Origin of the sequence: Rubrivirga litoralis, assembly GCF_031846415.1 — a bacterium.
Taxonomy (GTDB): Bacteria; Bacteroidota; Rhodothermia; order Rhodothermales; family Rubricoccaceae; genus Rubrivirga; species Rubrivirga litoralis.
In genome coordinates this window covers 15,526-42,079 of sequence record NZ_JAVRHT010000022.1, presented here as the reverse complement: position 1 = coordinate 42,079, position 26,554 = coordinate 15,526, and the positions used below count along the sequence as shown (strand labels likewise).

The window sequence follows — 26,554 nt, the reverse complement described above, 5'->3', positions numbered from 1 at the left end:
GTCGCGGGCGGGGTGGAGCGCCACCGCCCTGCCCACGCGCTGCCCGGCCGCCCCGCCCCCGCTACAGCCGCACGCGGAAGGCGAGGCCGCCCCGCTCAGGCGCGAGCCGCACCGAGAGGTCCTCGCTCACGTCGAAGCCGGCCAACTGCGCCGCCACGTAGGCGTCGAGCGCCTGGACCGCGTACGCCACGCCGACGACGAGAACGGCGATGTCGCGCTGCCCGCGCGCCCGGTCGCGGATGGGTTTCACGCTCGCGAACGTGGGCTCGTTGAGCGCCTCCCACTCGTCGCGCGTCGACTCCAGAATGTCGGGCGAGCACTTCTCCTCGAAGTCGATCCGGTCGGGTTCGTCGACGCAGCCAGCGTAGCGGGCTGCCCGCTCGTACCGACGGTACTGCCGCTGCCGCGAGACGGCGTACACCACGGCACCCGCGACGGCGGCCGCCGCGAACGGCGCCTTCAGCGGCTGGCCCGCGTACACCTGCCCCCACCCCGGCACGGCCACCGCCCGGAGGACCGCCCCGCGCGGCGACGGCAGCGAGTCGGCCGCGACCGAATCGGCGGGCGGGGCGTCTACCGGGGGCGGGGCCACGACCTGCGCCTCCACCCCGCCCGCGGCAGCAAAGAGGGCCAGGGCGACGAGGCCGCACGCCACCCTGCCCCGCCGGGCGGGGCGGTGGCCTGCAGCTCTCTGCCCGTTGGCCTTGCCGGCCTGTCGGCTTCCGGTCCGCATGTCTCCGTTCCCCAGCGTTCAGCAGCCCGCCGGTCTGTCTCCGCAGAACGGGCCGCCGCGCCGGCTAGTCCCCGAGCAGGCGGTCGACCACGCGCTCCAGATCGTCGACCGAGTAGTACGCGATCTCAATCGTCCCGCCGTCGTCGCGGTGGCGGATGCGGACCTGCGACGCGACGCGGTCGCGGAGCCTCGCCTCCATCGCCTCGACCTGGAGCCGGTCGCGGTCGGGGAGCCCGGCGGCCGGGGCCGACGGCGCGGGCGGGGCGGCGTCTTCCGGCGCGGCGCCCTCGCGGAGCGCCCGCGCCCGGCGCTCGACCTCGCGGACCGAGAGGCCCTCGTCGAGGGTCGCGCGGTGGAGGGCGAGCAGCGCGTCGGGGTCCTCGACGCCGACGAGCGAGCGGGCGTGGCCCGAGGAGAGCGCCCCCTCACGGAGCGAGGCCTGCACGCGCGGCGGCAGCCGGAGCAGGCGGAGCGCGTTGGCGACCGTCGGCCGGCTCTTGCCCACTTTCTCGGCCACCTGCTCCTGCGTCAGCCCCACCTCCTCCATCAGCCGCTGGTAGCCCAGGGCCACCTCGACCGGGTTGAGGTCCTCGCGCTGGACGTTCTCGACGATCGCCATCTCGAGCATCTCCTCCGTGTCCGCCTCGCGGACGTAGCACGGCACGCGCGTGAGCCCGGCGCGGCGGCTCGCGCGGAGCCGGCGCTCGCCTGAGATCAGCTCGTAGCGGCCGTCGCCGAGGGCGCGGACCGTGAGCGGCTGGATGATGCCGAGCTGGCGGACCGAGGCGGCGAGCTCGTCGAGGGCGTCCTCGTCGAAGTCCTTCCGCGGCTGGTACGGGTTGGGCCGGATGGCCTCGACCTCCAGGTCGGCGACGCGGCCGGCGAGCCGGCGGCGCTCCTCGAAGTTGTAGAGGCGCGTGCCCGCTCCGCCCTCGTCGCCGGGCTCCGAGGGCTGCTGCGGGAGGAGGGCGCTGAGGCCCTTGCCGAGGGCGGCTTTCTTGGTGGCCATCGTGTTCGGGGGTCGATAGATCGGTCGGTCGATCAGTGGGTCGAGGCTACAGCCGGGCGGAGCCGGGTCGAGCGGAGGCGCTCGCCGACTCGCCGGCCGACGGACTCACTGGCCCGGGCGGCCGGGCGTCGCGCGCGAGGCGAGGACGACGCGGCTGGGCTCTCCGAACCCGTCGCCACGCCCGGCCGCGCTCGGCGACGAGGGCGGGGCGGCGCTCGGCGGCGGGGCCGACACCGTCGGGGGCGAGGCGGGCGGCGGCGGCGCGCTCGGCGACGGATTAGGCGGCGGCTGGGGCTCCACCCCGCCCGCGTCGGGGCCGGGGCGGGCGGCGCCCGAGGGCGCGGGGCGGGGCGGGGCGGGCTCGGCCACGACCGGCGGCGCGTCGAGCGGGGCGCCGTCCGACGCCTCGCCGGCCGCCTCGTCTTCGAGGTAGCGCTGATTGTTGCGGATGACCTCGCCCGCGAGCGCCATGTAGTTTTTGGACCCCGACGAGACCGCGTCGTACAGGAGCACCGGCTTGCCGAAGCTGGGCGCCTCCGACACGCGGACGTTCCGCTGCACGACGGCCTCGAACACGCGGTCGCCGAAGTACCGGCGAACCTCGGCGGCCACTTGGTTCGAGAGCCGCAGGCGCCCGTCGAACATGGTCAGCAGCACGCCCTCGATCTCGAGGTCCGGGTTCAGGTGCTGCCGAACGATCTTGATCGTGTTCAGGAGCTGGCCCAGGCCTTCGAGCGCGAAGTACTCGGTCTGGACCGGGATGAGGACCGAGTCGGCGGCGGTCAGCGCGTTGAGCGTGAGCAGGCCCAGCGACGGCGGGCAGTCGATGACGATAAAGTCGTACGTCCGCCGGGCGCGCTGGAGCGCCTTTTTCAAGACCCGCTCGCGCTCGAACAGGTCGATCATCTCGATCTCGGCCCCGACCAGGTTGATGTGGCTGGGGACCACGTCGAGGAACGGCATCTCCGTATGGAGCGTGGCGTCCTCGACGGCCACGCTCCCGGTGAGCACGTCGTACACGGACGACGGCGCCGTCCGGCTCTCGATGCCCAGCGACGACGTCCCGTTGGCCTGGGGGTCCGTGTCGAGCAGGAGCGTGGGGTGCTCGGAGGCGGCCAGCGAGGCGGCCAGGTTCACGGCCGTCGTGGTCTTCCCGACCCCGCCTTTCTGATTCGCGACCGCGATGACCTTGCCCATGACGGGGGGGGGCGCTGTGGGGGGAGACGGCCCGCGCCGAGTGCCCTGAGGGGCGCGGGGGAGACGGCCCGAATATAGGCCGCCCCGCCCCCCATCGCCACCGCTCCGGGACCGCCCCGCCCGAGCGGGGCGGAGTAAAAACTGACGGGCGGACCCAACAAGCGGACCCACAGGGCGGACCCAACGGGCGGGGCGGCCGGTAGCCCCCTCCCACTCTCCAACCCCGCCCATGCCGCTCGCCGACACCGCCCGCCGCTCGCACCAGGACCTCCTGGATCTCCAGTCGTCGCTCCGCGACCGCGTCCACGAGACCGACGACGACCAGCTCGCAGCCGTGCTCGAAACGGCCGCCGAGGCGCTCGGCGGGCTCGCCGAAGCGTTCGCCGACTTCGACGAGGGCGACGAGGCGGCGTGGGACCGCTAGGGAGGTCCTACTCGCTCCGCGTCCACAGCAGGATCACACCACACGGCGTGAACTGCCGGTACTCGGTCGGAACCGTCGCTGGGCCGGCGTAGACCTCAATGCCGGCGAGCCCCTCCGTCTCGTGCTGCGTGAGATCGAAGTCCTGGTCATCTCCAATTTTAACGCCGTCCTGGTAGATCCTCATAGGGCACGGCGCTGCGCTGCGGAGCCCGTCCGGCCCCATCCCGCCCCGTGACGACACAGCCACGAGACGCGTCCCGAGTGGCGGCTCGCTCCACCGTTGAACCTTCACGCCGGGCATCCCAATGAGGACAGCGGCGAGCTGACCCTGACCCTTTAGGTCGAGCTCCGCACGATCGAGGTAGGCTCCACGCCCCTCGGCCCGGCGCGTGTAGAACCCAACCTGGTCGAGGTCGCGCCGGGGCCGCTCGGCCGTCGTGACGACTTCGTCGAGTGCCCGCGCCGCCGGCAGGAGCCCGGCGGTTCCGGCCACCTCCGCTCCGTCCACCGAAGTTGTGAACGTAATTGGGTCGTAGCCGTCGGCCTTGACGTGGACCACGTAGATGTTGGGCGGCAGGTCGAGCCGAGCGAGGCCATCGGCACCCGAGACCGCCTGGATCGTCCCGCCCATGAGGCCGACGATGGCGCCTGCGACAACGGCCCCCGTCGAGTCGTCAACGACGGTGACGAGGAGGCGCGTGGTGTCCTGGGCGCTCGCGGCCGTCGTGACGACAAGCAGGCCGAGTGCGAGGAGGGCGGGGCGGGTCATGAAGCCGGGCGCGGAATTGCCGTAGGGTACGGGCGGGACAGCTTCAGGTCCAGGCGCTTCGGACCGCCCCCAGGCCAAAGCGACGTAGACTCCACGCCACCACCCCGCCCCGCCCGTGGCCCGCCGCTTCGTCCTCCAGCCCCGGGCGCCCGCCCCGCCCGCGGCCCTCCAGATCGACTACGCCGAGGCGCTCGACCCGCAGCAGCACGCCGCGGCGACGGCGCCGGGCGGGGCGACGCTCATCGTGGCCGGCGCCGGGACCGGCAAGACGCGGACGCTCACGTACCGCGTGGCCTACCTCGTCGAGACGGGCGTGAAGCCGGAGCAGATCGCGCTCCTCACGTTCACGCGCCGGGCCGCCCGCGAAATGATCGAGCGCGCCGGCGCGCTCCTCGACGGCCGCTGCGAACGGGTGCGGGGCGGCACGTTCCACGCCTTCTGCCTGGAGACGCTGCGCGTGCACGCCGAGGCCATCGGCTACCCGCGCCGGTTCGGGGTCCTCGATGCCGCCGACGCCGCCGACGTGGTCGACCTCGCGCGGACGCGGATGGGGCTCCACACGCTCCCCACGCGGTTCCCCAAAAAGCGGACGCTGCTCGCCATGTTCTCGGCGGCCACGAACCGCGGGATCGCGCTCGACGACGTGCTCACCGAAGACTACCCGCAGTACGCGGGCCACCTCGACCTGCTCCTCGACCTCCAGCGGGCCTACGCCGAGACCAAGCGCCAGACGGGCGTGGTCGACTACGACGACCTCCTCGCCCTCACGCTCCGGCTCCTCACCGAGAGCGACGACGCGCGCCGCGCCGTCGCGGGGCGGTGCCGGCACGTCCTCGTCGACGAGTACCAGGACGTGAACGCGCTCCAGGCCGACCTCGTGGAGCAGCTCCAGTCCGCCCACGGCAACCTGACGGCCGTCGGCGACGACGCGCAGTCGATCTACGGCTTCCGCGGGGCCGACGTAGGCCACATCCTCGACTTCGGCAAGCGCTACAACGGCGCGCGCGTGCTGAAGCTGGAGCACAACTACCGCTCGACGCAGCCCATCCTGGACTTCGCCAACCACGTCCTGGCGGGCGCCCGCGAGAAGTACGACAAGCGCCTGTTCACGGACCGCGAGGGCGGCGACCGCCCCGCCCTCGTCCAGGCGCCGGACGACGACTGGGAAAGCCGGTTCGTGGCGCAGGTGGTGCTCGACAAGCGCGAGGGCGGGGTGGCGCTCGACCGGCAGGCCGTCCTGTTCCGGTCGGGGTGGTGCTCGTACGCGCTCGAAGCGGAGCTCACGTGGCGCGGCGTCCCGTTCGTGAAATACGGCGGGCTGAAGCTGGCCGAGGCCGCCCACGTCAAGGACGTCGTGGCCCACCTCCGCGTCGCCGAGAACCCGGCCGACGCGGTCGCCTGGAACCGGGTGCTCCGGCTCGTCGAGGGCGTCGGCCCACAGACGGCGGCGCGGCTCCTCGACTGGATCTCGACCGCCACGGGCGGGGCGGCGGACGCGGGCGGACCGCAAACCGGCGGGGCGGCCGTCCACGCGCTCCGCTCGGCCGACGACATCGTCCCGTCGCCGGCCGTCGCGCGGAACGTGGCGCGCCTGGTCGAGGCGCTGACGCCGCTCCGCGACGGGTCCCCACCCCGCCCTGGCGGCGACGCGCTCGCGCCCGAGGCCCAGGTCGAGCGCGTGCTCGCGTACTACCGCCCGGTCTTCGAGCGCGTCTACGCCGACGACTGGCCCCAGCGCGAGGCCGACCTCGACGCCGTCGCAGCGCTCGCGGCGCAGCACCGCTCGCGGACGGCGCTCCTGGAGTCGCTCGCGCTCGACCCGCTCGACTGGTCGCAGGAGGCGGCCGAGGGCGCGCTGAAGGACGAGGCGCCGCTCGTGCTCTCGACGATCCACTCGGCGAAAGGGCTCGAGTTCGACACCGTCTTCCTGCTCCACGCGCTCGACGGCGTGCTCCCGTCGCAGTACGCCGTCCGCGACCAGGACGGCGAGGACGAGGAGCGGCGGCTGCTCTACGTGGCGCTCACGCGCGCCGAGACGGAGCTGTACTGCTCGTACCCGCTCGCGCAGTACCGGCGCGGCACGGGCCAGTTTCTGACCGAGCCCAGCCGGTTCCTGTCGGGCGTGCCCGAGGCGCTCCTCGAACCGTGGTCGCTCGTCGAGGACGCCGCCCCGCCCGAGGCGGCCGACGCGCCGGCGCTCCCCGAGTCTCCCCCGCCCGCGCTGCCGGGGCGGGGCGGCTGAGCGGAGCATGCGGGCGGGGCGGCCCGTACCATGTGGCGAGTTCGCACCTTGCGTCCGCCCGTTGGGTCCGCCCCGCCCCCATGTCCACGCACGCCGACCCTGCCGAGGACCCGCTCGTCCGCCCGCTCGTCGCGCAGATCGTGGCCGAGTTCGACCCGCTCCGCGTGGTCCTGTTCGGGAGCCGCGCGGCGGGGACCGCCCGGCCCGACAGCGACGTCGACCTCCTGGTGGTGATGCCTGACGGGACGCCGCGCCGGCGGGCGATGGTCGAGATCGGGGCGCGCCTCCCGCGTCCGGGCGTGGGCATTGACCTGCTCGTGACCACGCCCGCCGTTCTCGCCCAGCACGGCGACAACCCGGGGCTCGTCTACCGCGAGATCCTGCGGACGGGCCGCACGCTCTACGACGCGAAAGCTGCCCCTCTTCTCGCTCGTGCCGTCCTCTAGCCATTCCGACTCCTCGGACCCGAGGTCGTGGCTGGGCTACGCCCACGCCGACCTCCTGTTGGCGGAGTCCGCCCCGCCCTCGGGCGTCTACCTCGAGCTCCTGTGCTTTCATGCACAGCAGGCCGCCGAGAAGGCGCTGAAGGCCGTCCTCCTCGCACGGACCGGAGCCCCTCCGCCGCAGACGCACGATGTGATCCTGCTGATCGACCTCGCCGAGCGAGCCGGCGCCGGCGCCTCCCCTCTGTCGGCCGAGGCCGCCCAGGCGCTCACGCAGTACGCCGTGATCACGCGCTACCCCGCCGACCTCGGCGACGTGGACGAGGCCGAGTGGCAGGCGGCCGTCGCCGACGCCCGCGCCGTCGTGGAGTGGGCGGCCGAGCAGGTGGCCGGCCGGCCGTAGCCCCACCCCGCCCGCGCCGCCGGGGCGGGGTGGCGGGGGCAGACCGCCCCGCCCGCCGCCTCGGGCGGGGCGGACCCGGCGGGCGGCCCTTGACCGCGGGCGGGGCGGCCCGTACCGTACCCCGCCGGCCGCGTCCTCCCCGGGTCCGCCATGCAGATCGACCTCGCCCCCGACATCGTCCCCGACGGCCCGCCCGGACTCCGCATCGAGCGCGTGGGGATGGACCGGTTCGACGAGGTCCGCGACCTCAACGAGGCCGTCTTCGGCGAGGGCCGCGTGATCTACCGGCTCGACCGGACCGACCTCACGTTCCTCCTCGCGTCGGTCGGCGACCGGGCCGTGGGCTACAAGGTGGGCTACGCCGAGACGGCCACCACCTTCTACAGCGCCAAGGGCGGCGTCCTCGACCGCTGGCGCCGCACGGGCGTCGCGCGGGCGCTCCTCGTGCGCATGGAGGACCAGGCGCGCGGCATGGGCTACGCCCGGTTCGCCTACGACACGTTCCCCAACAAGCACCCCGGCATGACAGTCCTCGGGCTGGCCGCCGGCTACACGGTCGCCGCCGCTGGCTACAACGCGGCCTACCGCGACGTCCGCCTCCGCTTCGAGCGGGACCTGGGGGCGAAAAGTGACGGGTGATGAGTGACGGGCGGGGCGGTCCCTTTCAGCCGCGGCGCGCTCCGCCAACCGCCCCGCCCTCGCGAGCGGCTCCTAGAGAGGCGGGGGTGGCTGCACGAGCGGGAGAGCACCGGCGTAGAGAGACTCGCCTCTTGCTCATCACTCATAACCGTCACCCCTCGCTCGTCCCGCAACCCCGCCCCGCCCCGCCCGTAGGTCGCCCCGACCGGCCGCTCCCACCCCGCCCCGCCCACTGTGCCCGCCGTTAACACTGAGATCGTCGAGGGCGTCCGCATCGCCGCGTCCGCGTTGTGGGAGCGGAAGACGCGGGCGCTCCTGACCACGCTCGGGATCGTCATCGGCATCGTGTCCGTGACGTCCATGTTCACGGTCATCAACGGGGTCGAGGGCGCGTTCAACCGGAGCCTCTCGCTCTTCGGCGACGACGCCCTCTTCGTCGACCGGACCCCGTGGATCATCCAGGGCGACTGGTGGCAGTACCGGAACCGGCCGCCCATCGACGAGGACGTCGCCGACGTGATCCGCGCGCGCGCCGAGGGCGTGGCGGCCGTGGCCCCGGTCGCGGGCGGGGTCACCGACATCCAGCGCGGGCAGGACCGCGTTAACGGGGTGTTCTTCGAGGCGTCGACGGCCGAGTTCCCCGACACGGGCGGCGTCGACCTCGCGGCCGGCCGGTTCTACACCGACGCCGAGAGCCGGGCGGGGCGGGCCGTCGTCGTGCTCGGCGCCGACGTGGTCGAGGACCTGTTCCCGTCCGAGGACCCCATCGGGAAGGAGGTCCGCATGGGGGGCCGCACGTTCACGGTCGTCGGGACGCTGGCGCCGCGGCCGTCGTTTTTCGGTCAGTCGACGGACTCCTACGCCATCCTCCCGCTCCCCACGTACCGCCGCGTGTTCGACCGCAACCCCGGCCTCTCGGTCAAGGTCCGCGCGGCCGACGGCGTGAGCGTCGACGAGGTCCAGGACGCGCTCGTCGGCGTCGTGCGCCAGGCGCGCGGGCTCGACGCGCTCGAAGACGACGACTTCTCGATCAACCGCCAGGACGTGCTCCGCGACTTCGTGCAGGCCATCCGAATCGCCACCTACGGCGTCGGCATCTTCCTCACGGCGCTCTCGCTGCTCGTCGGCATGATCGGCGTGACCAACATCATGTTCGTGAGCGTCAAGGAGCGGACGCGCGAGATCGGCGTGCGCAAGGCGCTCGGGGCCACGCGGCGGTCGGTCCTCATCCAGTTCCTCGTCGAGGCCGTCCTCGTGTGCCTCGTGGGCGGGGTGATTGGCGTCGCGATCGCGGCGCTCGTGGCGTTCGGGATCAACCAGGTGTTTACGGCCCAGCTCTCGGCCGGCACGGTCGCGCTCGCGTTCGGGCTCTGCGTCGTCGTCGGGCTCGTGGCCGGCGTCGTCCCGGCGTGGCAGGCCGCGCGGTCCCGCCCCATCGAGGCCCTCCGCTACGAGTGATGGGTGACGAGTTATGAGTGACGGGCGAGTGGCCTCCCCAGCGCCCCCCCCGTCGCGGGCGGCGAGCAAGAGCTTCCCGCCTCGCCCGCATCCGCATTGGCTCGTCACCCTTTACCCGTAACTCGTCACCCACCCCGCCCCGCCCGTGTCGTTCGCCGAGACCCTCCGCCTCGCCCTCCAGGCCCTCCGCGCGAACAAGCTGCGGAGCGCGCTCACGCTCGTCGGCATGGCCATCGGCGTGTTCTCGGTGATCGCGTCGGTCACGGCCGTCGGCGTCTTGGACGGCACGTTCAAGGACAACCTCGTCGGGCTGGGCACCAACACGATCACCGTCGAGCGGGAGTGGGACCCGATGACGGGCCAGATGAAAGGTCAGCCGCTCCCGTACGCGCAGGCCGAGCGCCTGGACGACCTCCTCACGCTCGCGGCGTCGGTCAGCCCGAAGCTGTGGCAGGGCGGGGCGACGGTCCGCGCCGGCGGCGAGTCGACGGAGCCCAGCGTGGGCCTCATGGGGACGACCGGAGACTACCTCGAGAACAACGGGAAGTCGCTGGCCCGGGGCCGCTTCCTCACCGACGACGACGTCCGCTCGGCCCGATCGGTGGCCGTCTTGGGCGCGACGCTCGTCGGGACCCTGTTCGAGGGCGTCGAGGCCGTGGGCAAGGAGGTCCGCATCGACGGCCGGCGGTACACGGTCGTCGGCGTGGCGGGCGAGGAGGCCGAGGGGCTCGGCGGCGGCAGCGCGAACAACCGGGTCTACGTCCCGATCACGCGGTTGATCGCGGCCTACGGGCTCGACGAGGCCGACGTCGACATCGACGTCCGCGCGCGGAGCGCCGAGGCGGTCCCCGGGCTCCGGGCCGAGACGATTGGGCAGATGCGGGCCATCCGCCGGCTCCCGCCCGAGGCCGAGAACGACTTTGAGGTGACGTCGAACGAGGCGACCGCCGAGACCTTCGACGGGTTCGCCTCGGCGCTGACCGCGGGCGGCGTAGGCATCGGGCTTATCGCGCTCCTGGCCGCCGGCGTGGGCGTGATGAACATCATGCTCGTCAGCGTGACGGAGCGGACGCGCGAGATCGGCGTGCGGAAGTCGCTCGGCGCTACGCGCCGCGACATCGGCCGGCAGTTCCTGGTCGAGGCCGTCGTCCTGTGCCAGATCGGCGGGCTGACCGGCGTGGCGCTGGGCGTGCTCGGCGGGAACGTGGCGGCGGCCGTCCTGGACTCGTCGCCGGCGTTCCCGTGGGCGTGGGCGCTCGGCGCGCTCGCCGGCGTCACGGCCGTGGCCCTCGCCTTCGGCGTCTACCCGGCGACCAAGGCGGCCCGGCTGCACCCCATCGAGGCGCTCCGCCAGGAGTAGCGCCGCGGGCGGGGCGGGGCCGTCAGGAAATAGGAAAGGGGAACTAGGAATGGGCAGAGCGGGGGTGGAGGCGGAGCGCTGTGCCCTGCCGCCCCGCCCCAACCGGGCCGCCCCGCCCTCTGCCACCCCGCCAATGAACGGCACTCGTAGAGACACGACTCGTCGTGTCTAGGGCGGGCGGACCCCGAGGGCGGGGTGGTTCTGGACGCCACCGCCCGGGGCCGCCCCGCCCGGTCCGCCGACAGCGGGCGGGGTGGGAACCGGGGCGTTCCGCTCCGGCGCGGAGCACGAGGCGCGGGGCGAGCGGCCGATACCTCCGCGAACGCGCCGCCCCGCCCCTGCGCCCGCTCGCCCTCGTCGCCGCCCTCGCCCTCGTCGCCTACGCGGGCCGCCCCGCCCCGCCCGCTGCGGGGTCGGGCGGGGCGGAGACGCCGCGCGAGCCCCCGGCGCCGCCCACGCTGCGGACCCGCCTGGACGTCCGCCCCTACGCCGTCCGCGGGCGGTCCGTCGCCGAGGTCCACCGCTCGATGCGGGCCGGCGGGCCGACCGACCACGGCACGACCTACTTCGGGATGACGGCGTCCGACGTCGTCGTCCGCTTCCGGGCCGTCGCGGGCGGGGCGGGGTGCCGCCTGGAGGCCGTCGAGGTCGACCTCGACCTCACGATGACGCTCCCCGACTGGGACCCCGGCGGCCCCGTCGACTACGCGCTCCGCCGCGACTGGGCGCGGTTCACAGCCGCGCTGCGGCGCCACGAGGACGGCCACCGCGACCGGGCCGTCGCCGGCGCCGAGGCGCTCGCCGACGCGTTCGCCAGCGTCCACGCCCCGACGTGCCCCGAGGCCGACGCTGAGGGCCGACGCCGCGTCCGCGAGGCCTACGACCGGACGGCCGCCGAGCAGGAGCGCTACGACCGGGAGACCGACCACGGGCGGACCGAGGGGGCCGCGTGGCCGCTCGATCAGTAACCGCCCCGCCCGGTGGCGGGGCGGGGCGGCCGACCGGGGATCCCAAGACGCCTCCACCTCGACCACGGTCGGCGCCCCTCAGCCTCCCTCCCGCAGAAGCTCGCCGTCCGCGAACGAGTCGAACGGCTCGATGACGACGGTGCCGTCGACCGCCCCGTCCGCGGGCTGGGCCGGCTCGACGGTCGGGTTGCTGGGGTACGACGCGCCGTCGAACGGCAGGAGCGCGCGGCCGCCCTCCGCCCCGCCCCCGCCGACGGCGAGGTCGCGCCACCCGTTCGTCTCCGTCTGCGCCGCGATCACGGGCGGGCGGCTGACGGAGACGCCCGCGACGCGCCAGAGGCCGCCGCCGCCCGGCGTGAACACGAGCGTGTTGCAGCCGCCCGACCCGCAGACGAGGGGGCCGACGACGTGCGCGACGGCCTCGGGCTGGCCGTCGCCGTCGAGGTCGACCTCGCCCCAGAAGTAGCGGACCTCGCCGCTGTCGGGTCCGTAGATCCCGAGCAGTGCCTCCCTCAGCGCGGCGTTCAGGTTCGGCTCCGCCGGCGCCTCCTCCACCCCGCCCGCCGTGGTCGGACCGGGCGGGGCGGGACCGGGGGCGTCGGACGGCGCGCAGCCGGCGGCGAGCATGAGGAGACAGAGCGGCAGGCGCATCGGTCAGAAGAAGATGGCCGGGGCACCGCCGCCCCGCCCGGGCACCTACACCTCCCGCAGAAACCGCTCGGCGTGCTCGACCACGTCTTTTTGCCGGTCCTCGTGGAGCACGAGCGTCTCCTCGCGGAACGCGACCTCAAAGGCGCCCTCGAACGGGACCGCCCGGTGGCGCTCGTACGTCATCCGGTCGCCTTCCAGGACCAGCGTCCCGCGGTCGTCGCGGAACGGGGTGCGGACGGCGTAGACGGTCCCGGATTCCAGGTCAGTGATGCGCATGAGCAGGCCCCGGGGGCGGGGCGGAAAACGTGGGCGGGGTGGCGGACCACCCCGCCCTTTGGGTCCGTCCGTTGGGTCCGCGCTCGGGCTTCGCCTTCCGGGTCCGCCCGTGGCGAGGGGGGGGCGGCTACGGGTCGAGCGGCATCCGCCCCGCCCCGATCTCCGAGCCCAGGAGCTCGTCCGGGATGCCGAAGGCGTCGACGAGCTCGACGGCGACGGGGCGGAGCCGGCCGAGCAGCGCGTTGACCTGGGTGCGGATGGCCTTCGAGACCGGCCCGTCGAACAGGTTCTGCTCGAGGAACCAGCCCCGGTCGCGCTCGACGTGTTCGAGCGCGTAGAGCGCGCACGTGAGGCGGAGCGTGTTCTGGAGCTGCGCGTCCTCCACGCGCTCGACGGCGTCCTGGAACGCCTCCAGGACCAGGCGCTCGGCGTTCGCGCGGGCCAGCGTGAGCAGGTGGTCCTGGACCTCGACGAAGGCGTCGAACGAGTCGTCGCCGCGGTCGATCCGCCCCTTGAGGCGGGCCGCCACCTGAACCAAGAGCGTCCGCTCGCGGCGCTCGAAGAGCGTCCGGTGCCACGCCGGGTCCAGGAGGTGCGCCTCGTCCGTGTTCCGGCGCGCGAGCGGGTTGACCTCGCCGAGCCGCACGTCGGCCTGCTCGCGGAGGTAGCGGAGCATGCCCCACGCGTTGAGGTCCTCGAACTCCTGGCGGTACCCGCCGAGGAGCCCCTTGGCGACCTGGAGCTGGAGGACCGTGTTGTCGCCCTCGAACGTGGTGAAGATGTCGGAGTCCGCCTTGCGGTGGGCGATCCGGGCCGACCACCGGAAGCCCTCGCCGCCGCACGCCTCGCGGGCCTCCTGGAGCGCGCGCGTGGCGTGCCACGAGGCCATCGACTTGAGCGCCGCCGCCCGCCCCTCGACCTCGCGCGTGTCGGCGTCGGCGTCGAGCGCCGCGAAGTCCTCGGCGAGCGCGTGGAGCGCGAAGTTCAGCCCGTAGCTCGTGGCCACGAGCGGGAGCAGGCGGCGCTGGTGGCTGAGGTAGTCCAGCACGACGACCTCCGGCCCGCCGGCCGGCCCGAACTGGCGCCGCCGCGCCCCGTAGCGGACGGCGACCGTGAGCCCGGCCTTGGCCGCGCTGTTGGCCGCCGCCCCGACCGCGATGCGCCCGCCGACGAGCGTCCCCAGCATGACGAAAAACCGCTTGCCGGCGCTCGGGATCGGGCTCGAATACACGCCCTCCGGGCTGACCGACGCGTAGCGCCCGAGGAGCGCCGTCCGCGGCACGCGGACGTCCGAGAACCACACGCGGCCGTTGTCGACGCCGTTGAGCCCCATCTTGTGGCCCGAGTCCTCGATGCGGATGCCGGGCATGACCGCCCCGCCCTCGTCGCGGAGCGGGACGAGGAAGCCGTGGACGCCGTGGCCCTCGCCGTCGATGACGAGTTGGGCGAAGACGGTCGCCATGCGGCCGTCGCGGGCCGCGTTCCCGATCCACTCTTTGTGGTCGTGGTCGGTCGGTGTGTCGATGACCCACTCGTCCGCCTCGCGGTCGAACGTAGCCGTCGTCTGGAGGTCGCGGACGTTCGAGCCGTGGCCGCGCTCGGACATGGCGAACGCGCCGAGCAACTCGCCCCGCCCGATCGCCGGGAGCAGCTCGCGCCGCTGCTCCTCGTTCCCGAGCTGCTGGACCGACCCGCCCCACAGCCCGAACTGGACGCCGAACTTGACGACGAGGCTGAGGTCGTGGGTGGCGAGCGTCTCGAAGGCGGCGATAAAGCGGCTGATGTCGCCCGTGCCGCCGGCCCACTCGGGGTAGGCGAGGGAGCCGATGCCCTCCTCGCCCAGCCGCTGGACCCACTGGAGGATGAGCGTACGGTAGGCGTCGTTCGAGATCCCCGGCTCGGGGTAGGCGAAAAACGGGTCGGAGAGGAGGTCGCGGATGCGGTCGCGCGTCTCGGCGTGCGGCGCGTCGAGGAGCGACTGGAGCGCGCCCACGCTGAACGCCGGCCGCGCCGCGCGGCGCTCCTCCTCGGGCGGGGCGGGCGCTTCGAGCAGGTCGCGCACGACCTCCTCGCCGACGACGCCGATCTCGGCCTCCAACTCTTCGAGCGCGCGCCGCGCCTCGGCCGGGATGCCCGCGCCATCGCCCTGCCCGGCGAGCCCGGCCAGCGCCTCGCCCAACCCGGCGAGGTCGGCGCCCTCGGCGCTCGGCAGCCGGCGCGCCGCCTGCCGCATCGTGCGGACCCACCCGAAGTAGGTCGAGGCGTCGGGCGGGGCGGACGGGTCCAGCCACGCCGCGATCTGGGCGCGGTCGCGCTCGCTCAGCCAGTCCATCGCGGCGATCCGGTCGCGGACGACGCCGATCTCGGCCGGCGTCAGCATCCCGTCGGCCCAGGCGACATAGAGGAACGGGAGGACCGGGGCGACGCCGCCGGGGAGGTCGGCGAGGGGCTCGCGGTCGGTCGAGGAGTCGAGCGGGGCGGTCGTGTCGGGCATGGAGACAGAGGAGGCGTGCGGTCCCTACCCGGGCGGGGCGGGCAAAGATGCCGGGCCGCGAAGTTTCACGGCGTTCTGAAACGACGCCCAGGGTTCGCCGGGGGCAGCAGGCAGCAGATGCGCCACCCCGCCCGAAACGCGCATGGGCGGGGCGGGCACCGTAGGGGCGACCGGCGGTCGCCCGTCCGGGCGGGGCGGCGTCGGGCGGCATCGGGCGGGGCGGTGCCAGGCCGAACCGCCCCGTCCTCGTCACAACCACCCCTAGCCCCTCCTGGCCAGGAGGGGGACTGCCGGCGCCTTCAGTCGACGGCGGCTTCGCTTGTCACCGCCCCGCCCAGGTGTGAACGGGGCGGGGCGGAACAAAACGGGCACCACCGGCCGGCGCGCTCCCTTTTCCCTTTTCCCTTTTCCCTTTTCCCTTTTCCCTTTTCCCTTTTCCCTTTTCCCTTTTCCCTTTTCCCACCCCTCACCACGCCGGCGCCCCCTCGGCCGTCGTCGCCAGGAGCGCGAAGTAGCTGTACCCGCGCCGAGCCGGCTCGTAGGACACGCCGCGGCGGTAGAGCATCCGGTTCGTGCTCCGGTCGCCCAGCCAGATCCGCAGGCTCACGCCCTCGACCGTCGGGCGCGGGACTGACTCGTCGGCCACCTCGACGCGGATGGGGACGCCCTCCTGCGTGAACGCGACGCGCCACGCGGCGACCGAGTCGGGCGGGGTGGCGGCGGCGTCCGGGCCGAGCCACGGGTAGCGGCTCAGGAGGTCGAGCGGCGCCCCACCCGGGAGGTCCACGACGTAGCCCTCCTCCAAGCCGCGGACGTACTCGGGGAACGTGAGGTCGGGGTCCCGCGCGAGCGCCTCGTACAGCTCGGCCGGCGGCACGCCCGCCAGGTTGGTCCCGAAAAAGAGGCCCTGCAGGTTGGTGGTCCCGATGTACTGGTCGAACCAGCGGTCGAAGTGGCGGTTGAGCAGGAGCGCGATCTCGAGGTGGACGTGCGAGCGGCTCCGCCCGAGCCCGCGCCCTGTGAACCCCATCTTCCCCAGCGTCCCGCCCCGCCCGACCGCGTCGCCGACGGCCACGTAGGGCTCGGCGAGGTGGGCGTAGAGGCTGTAGACCGGGCTCCCGCTCCAGGTGTGCTCGACGACCACGTAGTTCCCGTAGCTCGACCCCGCCGTGTTGACGTGGACCACGCGCCCGGCGTCGATCGCGCGCACGGTGTCGACGGCGTTGCCCTCGGCGTCGCGCCCTGTCGGCCGGATATCGAGGCCCTCGTGGACGCGCCGAAACGTCTTGAACCCGAACACGGTGGGCACGGGGTCGCGGACGAACCCGTACTGGCCGCCCTCCCACTTCGCCGGCCGCAGGCTGTCGATCGTCACGCTCACGCCCATGTAGAAGTCCTCGGGGCGGCCGTCGAGGAGCGCCCGGTTCGACGTGGGCAGGGCGAGGTCGAGCCCCCCCGCCCCGCCCGCGTCGGCGCCCGCCTCGTCGGCCCCCGCCCCGCTCAGCGCTGTCCGGTGGGCGGGGCGGTCGGCCGCCTCCCGCGGCGCGCGGTCGCTCTGGCACGCGGCGAGCGCGAGGAGCAGGACGAGCAGGGCGGCGGGGCGGACGGGCATGAGCGCGGAGCAGGGAGCGGCTCCAACCTGCCCCGCCCCGCTCGCCGTTCCGCGGGGCGGGGCGGGGCGCCCCTCGGGACCGAGCCATTCGTGTGGAATTCGGCGGACCAGCGCACGCCGGCCGCCGTTGTCCGCTCCCCCACCGCCCCGCCTGTGTCCCGCGCTACGATCCTCGCCTCGGCCGCCCTGCTGCTCGCTGTGTTCGCCGTGTTCACGGCGATGTTCACCGTGTTCGCCCCGAACACGCAGACGCCGGCGCAGCGGGCCGAGGACTACGTGCGGAACACGGCGTTCGAGGAGGGCGACCTCCTCCGCCACATGATCCTGTTTCAGCGCTACCTCGAAAAGGCCGCGCTCGCCGCCGACGCCGGCAACCCGGAGCTCGCCGCGTTCTACGCGCAGAAGATCGAGGAGAACGCGCACCTCGTGGTCGAGAGCGGGTTCGTGATCGACGGCCAGGACGTGAGCGCGATCGCCGCCGAGGTAGCGCTCCCGCGCGCGGCCGACCTCGTCCGCGTCGCCGAGCAGGGCGGCGACGTCCGCCCCGCCCTCGCGCGCGTGGCCGTCGGGTGCAACGCGTGCCACATCCGCTCGGGCTACCCGCTCATCCGCGTCGACGTGCCGGACGGGCGGGGCGGCCTGTACCCGTCGCAGGACTTCGCCCCGCTCTCGGTGCGGGGGGCGGGAGCGAGCAGGTAGAGCGGGAGAGCGGGAGAGCGGGAGAGCGGGAGAGCGGGAGAGCGGGAGAGCGGGAGAGCGGGAGAGCGGGAGAGCAAGGTGCCCACCCCGCCCCGCTCACGCCACCGGGCGGGGCGGGATCGCCGCGGAACTTTTCGGCCGCCGCCCCGCCCGCTGCTCTACCTGCTCTACCTGCTCTACCTGCTCTACCTGCTCTACCTGCTCTACCTGCTCTACCTGCTCACTCCTCCACCACGTGCCCCACGAACGGGCTCTCGTTCCCGATGACCTCCCCGCCCTTGCGGAACCCGATGGCGCACGGCTCGAACGCCCACACGAGGCCTGTCTGGTAGAGGTCGACGTTCGCGTCGTGCGGGAGGTCGGCCCAGGCTTGGAAGACGGTCGGGTAGACGTCGTAGTCGCCCGGCGTGCGCAGCGTCTCGTTGCCCAGCGCGTCGTAGAGCGTGACGTTGGCGCCCTCGCGACCGAACGCCACCTTCTCCACGAAGCGGCCCGTCTCGATGGGCGTGTAGTGAGCGGGGAGGAGCAGCGGGTGCCCCTCGAACCGCTCCCACAGCACCTTCAGGAGCCGCTTCGACTGGAGGAGCAGCGCGTAGGGCGGGTTGGCGACGACCACGTGGCGGTCCAGGATGAGCCCGGCCAGCGTCTCGAAAATCTCGGGCTCGTCCTCGACGAACGACTCCCAGGGCACCAGCTTGACCACGAAGTCGTGGCGCGTCCACCCCGCCCCCTCCTCGAACGTGAACACGCCCTCGCCCGGCGCGAAGTGGACCTCGTGGACCGGGCGGGCGGTGACCGAAAACCCGGCCTCCTCGGCGGCGGCGGCGAGCACGGCCAGGTTCGCGGCGTCCTCGCGGAGCCCGTCCACGTCGGTCGCCAGGAGCGACGCGCGGCCGTCGTAGACGAGGTCCGGGTTGCGCCCCTTGAGCCGGCCGAACTGCTCGACGAGGTGCTCGTAGAGCGCGTTGTACTGGACGGCCTCGGGGTCGGCGCGCGAGACCTGCGCCCACTGGAGCAGCGAGCTCTCGGGGAGGAGCGTGGCCGTGTCGGCGTTGAACTCGATGAGCTTGATGGGCACGCCGCCCACCCCGCCGGCGAGGTCGAACCGGCCCCAGACGTGCCACTGCCGCTCGTCCTCCCACGTCTGGCGGACGAGGTCGTGCATGACGTCGGGGAGCCCCATCTCGCCCAGGCGGTCGGCCTCGACGACGTGGTCGGCCGCCTGGACGATCATGTCGTAGAGCTCGGCACCGGCGAGGTAGAGCGCCTCGGCCTCGGCCTCGGTCACGACGACCACGTCGTCGGTGAGGTAGTCGGCCGCGCCCTCGTCGTAGAGCCACGACCACCCCGCCGCGTCGAGGGCCTCGGCGGGCAGCGTCCCCACGCGCCGCAGGCGGATGGGCGGGGCGGGCGCCTCGGGCGGGGCGGCCCTGTTCGTCTCGGTCGTGCTCATCCGCCGAACCCGCGACCGCCCCGCCCCGAGCGGCCGAAGGCGCCCGAGCGCGAGCGCGTCGGCGCCGTCTGACGGACGGCCTGGGCCTGCCGGAAGGCCGTCGTCCGCTGCGGGGTCGCGAGCGTGCCCCGCGCCCGGGCCGACTGCACGGCGGGCCGGGCCTGCCGATTCACGCGGTCGAACGTGGTCCGGTTGGCGTAGGCCCGCGGCGGCGGGTTGTACGCGACGCCGCCGTACCGCGCCGGCGACCACGCGTTCATCAGCAGCGAGAACATGAGCACGTTGCCCAGGCTGAACCCGCCGCCCTGCGGCCGCACCTGCTCCTGCGGCGGCGGCTCGGCGGGGAGCTTCGCCGCGAACGCGTCGGGGTCCGCGATCCGCTCGACGCGGCCGTCGGTGTAGATGACGGTCGCCCCGCCCGCGGCGCCCTCAACGACCTTCTCGTCGGCGATGAGGAACGAGCCGTCCTCCTGCTGCTGGACCACGACCTCGACGCCGGTGATGGGGACGGCCTGCTCGGCTGGTGGCGGCGGGGGCGGGGCGGCCGGCTGGCACCCGACGAGCGGGGCGGCGGCGCCGGTCGTGAGCGCGAGGCCGGTCGTGAGGTAGAGGCCGCCCCGGACTTCGGAGGCGCGGCGCAGGAACGAGCGGGACATGGTGGGGGGAGGGATGGAGGGATGCGGGATCGAGGGATGAGGGAATGCGAGGGCGGGGCGGGGTGGCGGATCTGGAGCGGGCGGAGCGGCCCGCTCTCTGCTCATCCCTCTATGCCTCTCCCCTCCCTCTATCCCTCATTGTCGGAGCGTGCCGCTGCGGATCTCGGCGAGCAGGCCGTCGAGGTCGTAGACGTTCGCCAGCGCCTCCTGCACGAGCCGCGTGTCGACCATCACGTTCCGGCCGCGCTCGGGGGCGTAGAGGTAGTCGCGGACCAGGCCCTCGATCGTCCGGTCGAAGTTGAGCCCGACGAGCTCGCCGTCGCGGTTGACGGTCGGCGAGCCCGAGTTGCCGCCGATCGTGTCGGACGTGGACGTAAAGTTGACGGGCGTGGACAGGTCCAAATTGCCCTGCGCCTCCAGCCAGTTCTCGGGGAGCGCCCAGTCGCAGCGCGCCACGTCGCGGCCGCTCGTGCAGAAGCTGTGGTAGCGGTCGTACATCCCGAACAGCGTGGTCAGGGGCGGGGCAATCGTTCCGTTGTACGGGTAGCCCGTGACGACGCCGTCGGTAAAGCGGAGCGAGAACGTGGCGTCGGGCGGGACCGCCCCGCCGTACGTCACGTAGCGCGCGCGGCCGAGGCGCCGCGCGAGGTCGCCCTCGCGGGCCGAGAAGCCGGCCGACGCCGAGCGGAACGCGGCGAGGTCGGGCGCCACGGCGCGGACGAGCACGACCGCAGGGTCGTCGTCGGCCACCCCGCCCGCGGCCGAGGCGGCGGCCGACGTGCTCAGGAGCCGGTCAGCGACGGCCTCGGCGCTCGCGCCCTGGAGCGGGGTGGGGAGCGCCTCGCCGCGCGCTTGGTAGTAGCCGCGGAGGGCGTCGACCTCGGCTTCGAGGTAGGCGCGTTCGAGGCGGGCGGGGCGGTCCTCGACGGCGGCGGCCTCGGCGTTCCCCTCGGCGGCGGCCTGGGCGCGCTGCAACAGGGCCGAGCCGTAGGTCCGGCTGTAGAGGTAGGGGAACGCGCGGTAGGCGGCGGCGAGGTCGCGCTTCTCCTCCTGGAGCCGCGTCTGCTCGTCGATGATCGCGGCGGCCTCGGGGCTGGCCTCGCGGAAGTCGCGCTCGGCGGCGGCGCGGCGAGCGATGATGTACGGGTCGCTCAGGCCGCGGAGCCGGCCGCCGAACGCCTTCTGCGCGTTGGAGAGCTCGAAGATCTGGCTGCGGACCTGGTCAGGCTCGGGCGCCTCGCCGCTGTCGAGGTAGGCCTGGAGCGCGGCGGCGCGGCTGTCGACAAAGTCCAGCGTGGTCGCGAGCTGGACGTCGCGGAGGAACTCGAGCTGGGCGACGGTCAGCCCGCGGGCGGTCGAGCCGGGGTTGCCGATCACGAACACGACCGAGCCGGCCTCGACGCCCTCCTGCGAGAGCGGGAAAAACTCGGGCGACTCCAGCGGCTGCCCGTCGTCTCCGTAGATGCGGAAAAAGGCGAAGTCGGCCGCGTAGCGCGGGTAGGTGAAGTTGTCGTAGTCGCCGCCGAAAAAGCCCAGCGCCTGCTCGGGCGCCATCACCAGCCGCACGTCGCGGTAGCGGCGGAAGGTGTACGCCGAGTAGCGGCCGCCGTCGTAGAGCGCGACGACCTGGACCACGTAGTCGTCGGCGTCCTCGTCGGGCGCCGTGACGCCGTAGTCGGCCAGGAGCCGGGCCGTCACGGCGGCCTCAGCCTCGGCGAACGCCGCCTCGCGCTCGGCGTCGGTCTGCGCCGCGTCGACGGGCGCCGACATCTCGGCGGTCACGTCCTCGATGGCGACGAGCTGGTCCATGTAGAGGTCGGGCACGCGGCGCTCCTGCCCCAGCTCCGTCGCGGCGAAGCCGGCGTCGAGCAGCCCCTCCCCGCCCTCGTCCACGGCGACGACCGACGACTGGGCGCAGTGGTGGTTCGTGAGCACGAGCCCGTGCGGCGACACGAACGAGGCCGAGCACCCGGGCATGCGGAGCGACGCGAGCCGCGCGCGGCGGTACCACGCCTCGTCGGGGCGGAAGCCGTAGGTCTCGGCGAGGTACTCGGTCGGCGGGTCCTCGAAGAGCCACATCTTGCCGCCGTCGAGCGGCTGCGCGCGGACGGTGTCGGGGTCGAACGTCGGGGCCTGCGCGGGCGCGGGCGGGGCGGCCACGGTCCAGGCAAAAAGAAGGGCGGCGAGGGTCGCAAGCGGGCGCATCGGGCGGGGCGGGACGGTGGAGCGGGCGGGTCGAACCGTCCGGGGCGGGGCGGGGTTCGACCCGGGCGCGCTCCTAACGGGCCAGCCACCCCGCCCGTGTCCCATGCCGACCTCCCCGCCCTGCGTTTCCGACGCCGGCCTCGCGCTCATCGAGCAGTTCGAGGGCTTCGTCCCCGACTGGGCGCCGGACCCCGTCGGCGTGCCCACGATCGGGTATGGGTGGACCGGCCCGCTGCCGGCTGGCTTCTCCCCGCCCCTGTCGCGCGACGAGGCGCGGGCGCTCCTCCGCCAGACGGTCGAGGTCTACGCCGACGCCGTCCGCGCGGCCGTGACCGTCCCGCTCACGCAGGGCCAGTTCGACGCGCTCGTGAGCTTCACGTACAACCTCGGCGTGGGCGCCTTCCGGCGCTCGACGCTCCTCCGCCGCATCAACGCGGGCGACGCGGACGCGGCCGAGGAGTTCGACCGCTGGACCTTCGCGGGCGGACGGCGGCTGCGGGGGCTCGTGCGCCGCCGCGCCGCGGAGCGGGCTCTGTTCGAGGCGTCCGCCCCGCCCCCGCTGGCCCACGCGGGCGGGGCGGGGCGGCCTCAGCGGGCGGGGTGGCTCCGGCGGGTGCTCCGGCTCGGGCGCTGAGCGGGGCGGTCTAGAGGCGGTCCCGCTCGTCGGGCGCCACGTCGGGGACGGCCCGCAGCGCGGCGTCATACCGCTCCCGGCTGCCCTGGCGGGCGCGGTCGGCGAGGTAGTCTTCGGCCATGAGCGCCGACGCCTTCTCGGCGACCGCCGAGGCCACAAACTGCTCCACGGTCACGCCCTCCTGCTCCGCCAGGTCGGCAAGGTAGACGTGGAGCGAACGGGGCAGGACGACGCGGACTGCGTTCATAGTGAGTCACCGATTTCGGCGAGGAAGGCTCCAGGGGGAACGGCTCGGAGCCCGAACCGATCTACGCCCGCGAAGTCCCGAAGGTTGTGCGTGACCACGACATCGGCCCCCGCCGTCACCGCGAGTTCCAAGACCATATCATCGCTAGGGTCGCGCAGCGTGGGCCGCCACAGGAAGTAAACCCGGTGGTGATGAGCTACGGCACAGTGGAAGTCGAGAATGGCTTCCACCGCGGAGGCCGGGACGAACCGCCCCGCCACCTCCCGCATCAGGACCTCCTCGTACTCGAGGACGAGAGGGACCGAGAGGTGGAGGTCGAACGCTCCCTCCCCCACGAGGTCGAGGAGCCGGAACGAAGCCCCACGCCGAGAGCGGAGGCCCGAGACGAGGACGTTCGTGTCGAGGACGACGTGTGGCCGGATCACTTGCCTACGATACGCCGCCCCGCCCGGACGACGCGCGGGGCGGCCCAACGAAAAGCGGCCCCGGCTCGCAGTGAGCCGGGGCCGCCAGCGGAGGGGGTGGGATTCGAACCCACGGTACCCGTAAGGGCACAACGGTTTTCGAGACCGTCCCATTCGACCACTCTGGCACCCCTCCAGCGCCAAAAGTACGGACCGCCCCGCCCCGCCTGCTGGTGAAGACTCCCGGAACGCGGGCGGACCAAGCGACGGACCCAAAGGGCGGGGCGGGTGAACGGCCGCCACCCCGCCCCCACCCCGTTCGGCAAGCGCGGGCGGGGCGGCACGCCCCGGCACCACCCCGCCCCACCCCGCTCGGCTGGCGGGGGCGGGGCGGCTAGCCGAGCAGCGCGCGGACCTCCTCGGCCGCCGCCCCGAGCGCGTCGTCGAGGCCCGCCGGGTTTTTGCCGCCGGCCGTCGCGAGCGTCGGGCGCCCGCCGCCGCCGCCGCCGACGCGCTTGGCGAGCGCGCCGACCAGCTTCCCGGCCTGCACGCCGCGCTGGACGAGGTCGTCCGTGACCGACGCTGCGAGCACCGCCTTGCCGTCCGCGGCCGAGCCGAAGACGGCCACCCCGCCCGAGCCCAGCCGCTCGCGGGCCGTCTCGGCGAGCCCGCGCAGCGCGTCCATGTCGGCCCCGTCGACGCGGCCGGTCGCCACGCGGACGCCGTCGACGTCGGCGGCGTCGGCGAGGTACTGGCCGAGCCCGGCGGCGGCCTGCTCCTGACGGAGCCCGGCGACCGTGGCTTCGAGCGCCTTCAGGTCGTGCTGGAGCCCCTCGACGGCGAGCCCCAGCCCGTCGGGGATCTGCTTGAACCGGGCGCGCGCGTCGTCCAATTCGTCCAGCTCGCCGCGGAGCCACGCGAGCGCGGCCTCGCCGGCGACGGCCTCGACGCGGCGCACGCCCGACGCCACGCTCCCCTCGCTCACGATCTGGAACAGCCCCACCTCGCCCGTCGACGCCACGTGCGTCCCGCCGCACAGCTCGAGCGAGACGTCGGGGTCGAACGTGATGACGCGGACGTGCTCGCCGTACTTCTCGCCGAACAGCGCCGTCGCGCCGCGCGCCTTGGCCTCGGCAATGGGCACGTCGCGCTCCTCGCCCTTGGGGACGTTCCGCAGGACGAGCTCGTTGACGCGGTCGGCCACGCGGCGGCGCTCGTCGTCGGTCAGGCGCTCGAAGTGGGAAAAGTCGAACCGGAGCCGGTCGGGCGCGACCAGCGAGCCCTTTTGCTGGACGTGGTCGCCCAGCGTCTCGCGGAGCGCGGCGTGCAGAAGGTGCGTGGCCGTGTGGTGGCGCGTGATGCGGCGGCGGCGGTCGGCGTCGACCGCCCCGCCCACGTCGGCGTCGGGCTGGGCGGGGAGGCGGTCGACGACGTGGATGATGGTGCCCTCGGCGTCCTTGACCGTGTCGAGGACCGCGATCTCCTCCCCGCCCACGCGGAGCGTGCCGGTGTCGCCGACCTGGCCGCCGGACTCGGCGTAGAACGGGGTCCGGTCGAGGACGAGCTCGTAGCGGTCGCCCTCCGCCCCGCCCACGGTCCGCGTCTTGAGGACGCGGGCGCCGTCGACGGAGAGCGCGTCGTAGCCGAGGAAGTCGATGGGCCGCCCGTCGTGGGTCTGGGCGTCGGCCGTCGGGTCCCAGGTGTCGATCTGGCCCTGGTCCTTGGTCGAGAAGCCGGCGGCGGCGCGGGCGCGCTCGCGCTGCTCGGCCATGAGTTCGTCGAAGCGGGCCTCGTCGACGGTCAGCCCGCGCTCGCGCGCCATGACGGCGGTGAGGTCGGAGGGGAAGCCGTAGGTGTCGTGGAGTGTGAACGCGACTTCGCCAGGAGTCTTCCGGTTGGCAGCTTCACTGAGGAGCGACTCTGCGACCGGGTGCAGGATTGTCTCGTCGTAAGCCGTCAGTAGGGCGTTAGCGACTCCAGCAGTTTTGACTGCATGCATGAGCTCGTCGCGGATCTGATCATAGTTCGAAATCAGCTCCATCGGGGTCTTCTCATTCCGCCCCCGCTCTGTTGCGACGTACTCCGCATATTGAGCCGGAATCGTTGTAAGAGCATCAAATACCTCAATCCCTGAACCGAGGGTCTTAAGAAACGCCTCCTCCTCGGCCGTCACAATGCGCCCAACTGCCTCCTGCTGCTCCACGATCTCTGAAAACGCCCCGCCCATCGCGTCGGCGAGGGCGGGGAGGAGCGAGGCCAAAAACGGCTCCCTGAGCCCGAGCCCCTGGTACCCGTAGCGGACGGCCCGCCGCAGGATGCGCCGGATGACGTAGCCCCGCCCCGTGTTGCTCGGCTGCGCCCCGTCGGCGATCGCAAAGGCCAGCGTGCGGACGTGGTCGGCGATCACGCGCATGGCGATCCGTTGCCGCCGCTCGTCGGCGTCGGCCTCGTCGAGCCGGTCGTAGGCCGGGAGACCGGCCCGGTCGGAGAGCGCGGCGAGGAGCCCGGCGAACAGGTCCGTGTCGTAGTTCGAGCGCTTCCCCTGGAGCACGGCGCAGATCCGCTCGAACCCCATGCCCGTGTCCACGTGCTTCGCCGCGAGCGGCTGGAGCCGGATCGGCGTCGCGGCCTGGGCCGCGGGATCGGCGTCGGCGTCGGGCGGGGCGGGCGTGCCGTCGCTGGCGTGGACCGCGTTGTACTCCATGAAGACCAGGTTCCAGATCTCCATCACGCGCGGGTCGTCCTGGTTGACGAGGTCCTGGCCCGGGACGACGGCCCGCTCGTGGTCGTCGCGGAGGTCGACGTGGATCTCGGAGCACGGGCCGCAGGGGCCGGTCTCGCCCATCATCCAGAAGTTGTCCGCCGAGCCCTGGAACAGGACGTGGGCGGGGCGGACCGACGTCTCGGACGCCCACAGGTCGGCGGCCTCCTGGTCCGGCGCCAGCCCCAGCGCCTCGTCGCCCTCGTGGACGGTCACGTAGAGCCGGTCCGGGTCGAGCCCCCACTCGTCGACGAGGAGCTCCCACGCCCAGCGGATCGCCTCTTTTTTGAAGTAGTCCCCGAAGCTCCAGTTGCCGAGCATCTCGAAGAACGTGTGGTGGTACGTGTCCAGCCCCACCTCGTCGAGGTCGTTGTGCTTGCCCGACACGCGGAGGCACTTTTGCGTGTCGACGGCGCGCGAGTAGGGCCGGGAGCCCGTGCCCAGGAACACGTCCTTGAACGGGTTCATGCCGGCGTTCACGAACAGGAGCGTCGGGTCGTCCTGCGGCACGAGCGGGGCGGACGGCACGACCTCGTGGCCGCGGGCGGCGAAAAAGTCCAGGAACGACTGGCGGATCTCGGCGGAGGTGCGGGGCATGGCGGGCGCGGGGCGGGGTGACGCGCGGCGAACCTACGCGGCCGGCCGCCCCGCCCGTGGGGATTTGGGGAGGAACGCGCGGGGCGGGGTGGCGCTGGCCTCGGCCCGCCCCGCCCCACCTCGGGGGCCGTCCATTTGCCCTCGAAAAGCCGATGGAGCGGGCGCGGGGTGGGATACCTTCGGCCGCCGCGCGGACCCCGCCCCGCCCGGCGGAGCCGCC

The 26,554-nt window shown here is 73.7% G+C and carries 22 protein-coding genes, 1 tRNA gene and 2 pseudogenes; 10 read left to right on the top strand and 15 right to left on the bottom strand.

Features of this window, described 5'->3' with window-relative positions:
* Positions 1 to 61: 61 nt before the first annotated feature.
* The 3 genes and pseudogenes from RM540_RS10420 to RM540_RS10410 all read right to left on the bottom strand — a co-directional run.
* Positions 62 to 733: a DUF5683 domain-containing protein gene (locus RM540_RS10420; RefSeq protein WP_311663803.1), complete on the bottom strand. Its 672-nt coding sequence runs from the start codon at positions 731 to 733 to the stop codon at positions 62 to 64.
* 64 nt (positions 734 to 797) lie between these two features.
* Entirely contained in the window at positions 798 to 1,742 is a 945-nt protein-coding gene (locus RM540_RS10415; RefSeq protein ID WP_311663801.1) for a ParB/RepB/Spo0J family partition protein, read from the bottom strand.
* 423 nt (positions 1,743 to 2,165) lie between these two features.
* Positions 2,166 to 2,939: pseudogene (locus RM540_RS10410) on the bottom strand (ParA family protein); the annotation flags it as partial.
* 229 nt (positions 2,940 to 3,168) lie between these two features.
* Here RM540_RS10410 and RM540_RS10405 point away from each other — a divergent pair.
* On the top strand, positions 3,169 to 3,363 hold the full coding sequence (locus tag RM540_RS10405; protein ID WP_311663797.1) for a hypothetical protein: 195 nt from the start codon (positions 3,169 to 3,171) through the stop codon (positions 3,361 to 3,363).
* 7 nt (positions 3,364 to 3,370) lie between these two features.
* Here RM540_RS10405 and RM540_RS10400 read toward each other — a convergent pair whose 3' ends face one another.
* On the bottom strand, positions 3,371 to 4,132 hold the full coding sequence (locus RM540_RS10400; RefSeq protein ID WP_311663795.1) for a peptidase associated/transthyretin-like domain-containing protein: 762 nt from the start codon (positions 4,130 to 4,132) through the stop codon (positions 3,371 to 3,373).
* Between the two features lie 115 nt (positions 4,133 to 4,247).
* On the opposite strand from RM540_RS10400, the gene RM540_RS10395 reads away from it, so the two are divergent.
* The 7 genes from RM540_RS10395 to RM540_RS10365 all read left to right on the top strand — a co-directional run bounded on the left by RM540_RS10395 (position 4,248) and on the right by RM540_RS10365 (position 11,645).
* Complete coding sequence (locus RM540_RS10395; RefSeq protein ID WP_311663794.1) at positions 4,248 to 6,374, top strand: ATP-dependent helicase; 2,127 nt, start codon at positions 4,248 to 4,250, stop codon at positions 6,372 to 6,374.
* An 80-nt stretch (positions 6,375 to 6,454) separates the two neighbouring features.
* Entirely contained in the window at positions 6,455 to 6,820 is a 366-nt protein-coding gene (locus RM540_RS10390; protein ID WP_311663793.1) for a nucleotidyltransferase domain-containing protein, read from the top strand.
* The gene (locus RM540_RS10385) at positions 6,807 to 7,220 is read left to right on the top strand and encodes a HEPN domain-containing protein (protein ID WP_311663792.1); all 414 of its coding nucleotides are present in this window, start codon (positions 6,807 to 6,809) and stop codon (positions 7,218 to 7,220) included. Before RM540_RS10390 ends, RM540_RS10385 begins: the two co-directional genes overlap by 14 nt.
* 150 nt (positions 7,221 to 7,370) lie before the next feature.
* On the top strand, positions 7,371 to 7,859 hold the full coding sequence (locus RM540_RS10380; RefSeq protein WP_311663790.1) for a GNAT family N-acetyltransferase: 489 nt from the start codon (positions 7,371 to 7,373) through the stop codon (positions 7,857 to 7,859).
* A gap of 234 nt (positions 7,860 to 8,093) precedes the next feature.
* A complete protein-coding gene (locus RM540_RS10375) occupies positions 8,094 to 9,317 on the top strand; it encodes an ABC transporter permease (RefSeq protein WP_311663788.1) in 1,224 nt (407 codons plus the stop codon).
* Positions 9,318 to 9,462: 145 nt separating this feature from the next.
* A complete protein-coding gene (locus RM540_RS10370; protein WP_311663786.1) occupies positions 9,463 to 10,677 on the top strand; it encodes an ABC transporter permease in 1,215 nt (404 codons plus the stop codon).
* Positions 10,678 to 10,841: 164 nt separating this feature from the next.
* Positions 10,842 to 11,645 (top strand): DUF922 domain-containing protein, encoded by an 804-nt coding sequence (locus RM540_RS10365; protein ID WP_311663784.1) that lies wholly within the window; start codon positions 10,842 to 10,844, stop codon positions 11,643 to 11,645.
* A gap of 78 nt (positions 11,646 to 11,723) precedes the next feature.
* Here the strand turns inward: RM540_RS10365 and RM540_RS10360 are convergent, their stop codons facing one another.
* The 4 genes from RM540_RS10360 to RM540_RS10345 all read right to left on the bottom strand — a co-directional run bounded on the left by RM540_RS10360 (position 11,724) and on the right by RM540_RS10345 (position 16,678).
* Complete coding sequence (locus RM540_RS10360; protein ID WP_311663783.1) at positions 11,724 to 12,296, bottom strand: hypothetical protein; 573 nt, start codon at positions 12,294 to 12,296, stop codon at positions 11,724 to 11,726.
* 45 nt (positions 12,297 to 12,341) lie between these two features.
* Positions 12,342 to 12,572, bottom strand: coding sequence for a hypothetical protein (locus RM540_RS10355; protein WP_311663782.1), 231 nt, complete (start codon positions 12,570 to 12,572; stop codon positions 12,342 to 12,344).
* A gap of 127 nt (positions 12,573 to 12,699) precedes the next feature.
* The gene (locus RM540_RS10350) at positions 12,700 to 15,066 is read right to left on the bottom strand and encodes an acyl-CoA dehydrogenase family protein (protein WP_311663781.1); all 2,367 of its coding nucleotides are present in this window, start codon (positions 15,064 to 15,066) and stop codon (positions 12,700 to 12,702) included.
* Between the two features lie 466 nt (positions 15,067 to 15,532).
* Positions 15,533 to 16,678 carry a M23 family metallopeptidase gene (locus RM540_RS10345; RefSeq protein WP_311663779.1) on the bottom strand — a complete coding sequence of 382 codons (1,146 nt, stop codon included), beginning with the start codon at positions 16,676 to 16,678 and terminating at the stop codon, positions 15,533 to 15,535.
* A gap of 153 nt (positions 16,679 to 16,831) precedes the next feature.
* On the opposite strand from RM540_RS10345, the gene RM540_RS10340 reads away from it, so the two are divergent.
* Entirely contained in the window at positions 16,832 to 17,377 is a 546-nt protein-coding gene (locus RM540_RS10340) for a hypothetical protein (protein ID WP_311663778.1), read from the top strand.
* Between the two features lie 220 nt (positions 17,378 to 17,597).
* Here the strand turns inward: RM540_RS10340 and RM540_RS10335 are convergent, their stop codons facing one another.
* From RM540_RS10335 to RM540_RS10325, 3 genes are all read right to left on the bottom strand, one after another.
* Positions 17,598 to 18,830, bottom strand: coding sequence for a glutathionylspermidine synthase family protein (locus tag RM540_RS10335; RefSeq protein WP_311663777.1), 1,233 nt, complete (start codon positions 18,828 to 18,830; stop codon positions 17,598 to 17,600).
* On the bottom strand, positions 18,827 to 19,486 hold the full coding sequence (locus tag RM540_RS10330) for a hypothetical protein (RefSeq protein ID WP_311663776.1): 660 nt from the start codon (positions 19,484 to 19,486) through the stop codon (positions 18,827 to 18,829). Before RM540_RS10330 ends, RM540_RS10335 begins: the two co-directional genes overlap by 4 nt.
* 135 nt (positions 19,487 to 19,621) lie before the next feature.
* A complete protein-coding gene (locus RM540_RS10325) occupies positions 19,622 to 21,691 on the bottom strand; it encodes a S46 family peptidase (protein WP_311663774.1) in 2,070 nt (689 codons plus the stop codon).
* Between the two features lie 103 nt (positions 21,692 to 21,794).
* Between RM540_RS10325 and RM540_RS10320 the strand changes: the two are divergent.
* Positions 21,795 to 22,229, top strand: a pseudogene (locus RM540_RS10320) (lysozyme); the annotation flags it as partial.
* A gap of 106 nt (positions 22,230 to 22,335) precedes the next feature.
* Here the strand turns inward: RM540_RS10320 and RM540_RS10315 are convergent.
* From RM540_RS10315 to alaS, 4 genes are all read right to left on the bottom strand, one after another.
* The gene (locus tag RM540_RS10315; protein ID WP_311663772.1) at positions 22,336 to 22,572 is read right to left on the bottom strand and encodes a toxin-antitoxin system HicB family antitoxin; all 237 of its coding nucleotides are present in this window, start codon (positions 22,570 to 22,572) and stop codon (positions 22,336 to 22,338) included.
* Positions 22,569 to 22,997, bottom strand: coding sequence for a putative toxin-antitoxin system toxin component, PIN family (locus RM540_RS10310; protein ID WP_311663771.1), 429 nt, complete (start codon positions 22,995 to 22,997; stop codon positions 22,569 to 22,571). Before RM540_RS10310 ends, RM540_RS10315 begins: the two co-directional genes overlap by 4 nt.
* An 88-nt stretch (positions 22,998 to 23,085) precedes the next feature.
* Positions 23,086 to 23,172: transfer RNA gene (locus tag RM540_RS10305), tRNA-Ser, on the bottom strand.
* A 198-nt stretch (positions 23,173 to 23,370) separates the two neighbouring features.
* Complete coding sequence (alaS, locus tag RM540_RS10300) at positions 23,371 to 26,334, bottom strand: alanine--tRNA ligase (RefSeq protein ID WP_311663770.1); 2,964 nt, start codon at positions 26,332 to 26,334, stop codon at positions 23,371 to 23,373.
* Positions 26,335 to 26,554: the final 220 nt, after the last annotated feature.

Bases quoted from the DNA above. Each gene is read 5' to 3' on its own strand.
- RM540_RS10405 (WP_311663797.1), top strand. From the start codon at position 3,169: ATGCCGCTCGCCGACACCGCCCGCCGCTCGCACCAGGACCTCCTGGAT.
- RM540_RS10330 (WP_311663776.1), bottom strand. From the start codon at position 19,486: ATGTCCCGCTCGTTCCTGCGCCGCGCCTCCGAAGTCCGGGGCGGCCTC.
- RM540_RS10325 (WP_311663774.1), bottom strand. From the start codon at position 21,691: ATGCGCCCGCTTGCGACCCTCGCCGCCCTTCTTTTTGCCTGGACCGTG.
- RM540_RS10335 (WP_311663777.1), bottom strand. From the start codon at position 18,830: ATGAGCACGACCGAGACGAACAGGGCCGCCCCGCCCGAGGCGCCCGCC.
- RM540_RS10345 (WP_311663779.1), bottom strand. From the start codon at position 16,678: ATGCCCGTCCGCCCCGCCGCCCTGCTCGTCCTGCTCCTCGCGCTCGCC.
- RM540_RS10420 (WP_311663803.1), bottom strand. From the start codon at position 733: ATGCGGACCGGAAGCCGACAGGCCGGCAAGGCCAACGGGCAGAGAGCT.
- RM540_RS10360 (WP_311663783.1), bottom strand. From the start codon at position 12,296: ATGCGCCTGCCGCTCTGTCTCCTCATGCTCGCCGCCGGCTGCGCGCCG.
- RM540_RS10315 (WP_311663772.1), bottom strand. From the start codon at position 22,572: ATGAACGCAGTCCGCGTCGTCCTGCCCCGTTCGCTCCACGTCTACCTT.
- RM540_RS10415 (WP_311663801.1), bottom strand. From the start codon at position 1,742: ATGGCCACCAAGAAAGCCGCCCTCGGCAAGGGCCTCAGCGCCCTCCTC.
- RM540_RS10400 (WP_311663795.1), bottom strand. From the start codon at position 4,132: ATGACCCGCCCCGCCCTCCTCGCACTCGGCCTGCTTGTCGTCACGACG.
- RM540_RS10355 (WP_311663782.1), bottom strand. From the start codon at position 12,572: ATGCGCATCACTGACCTGGAATCCGGGACCGTCTACGCCGTCCGCACC.
- RM540_RS10380 (WP_311663790.1), top strand. From the start codon at position 7,371: ATGCAGATCGACCTCGCCCCCGACATCGTCCCCGACGGCCCGCCCGGA.
- alaS (WP_311663770.1), bottom strand. From the start codon at position 26,334: ATGCCCCGCACCTCCGCCGAGATCCGCCAGTCGTTCCTGGACTTTTTC.
- RM540_RS10390 (WP_311663793.1), top strand. From the start codon at position 6,455: ATGTCCACGCACGCCGACCCTGCCGAGGACCCGCTCGTCCGCCCGCTC.
- RM540_RS10350 (WP_311663781.1), bottom strand. From the start codon at position 15,066: ATGCCCGACACGACCGCCCCGCTCGACTCCTCGACCGACCGCGAGCCC.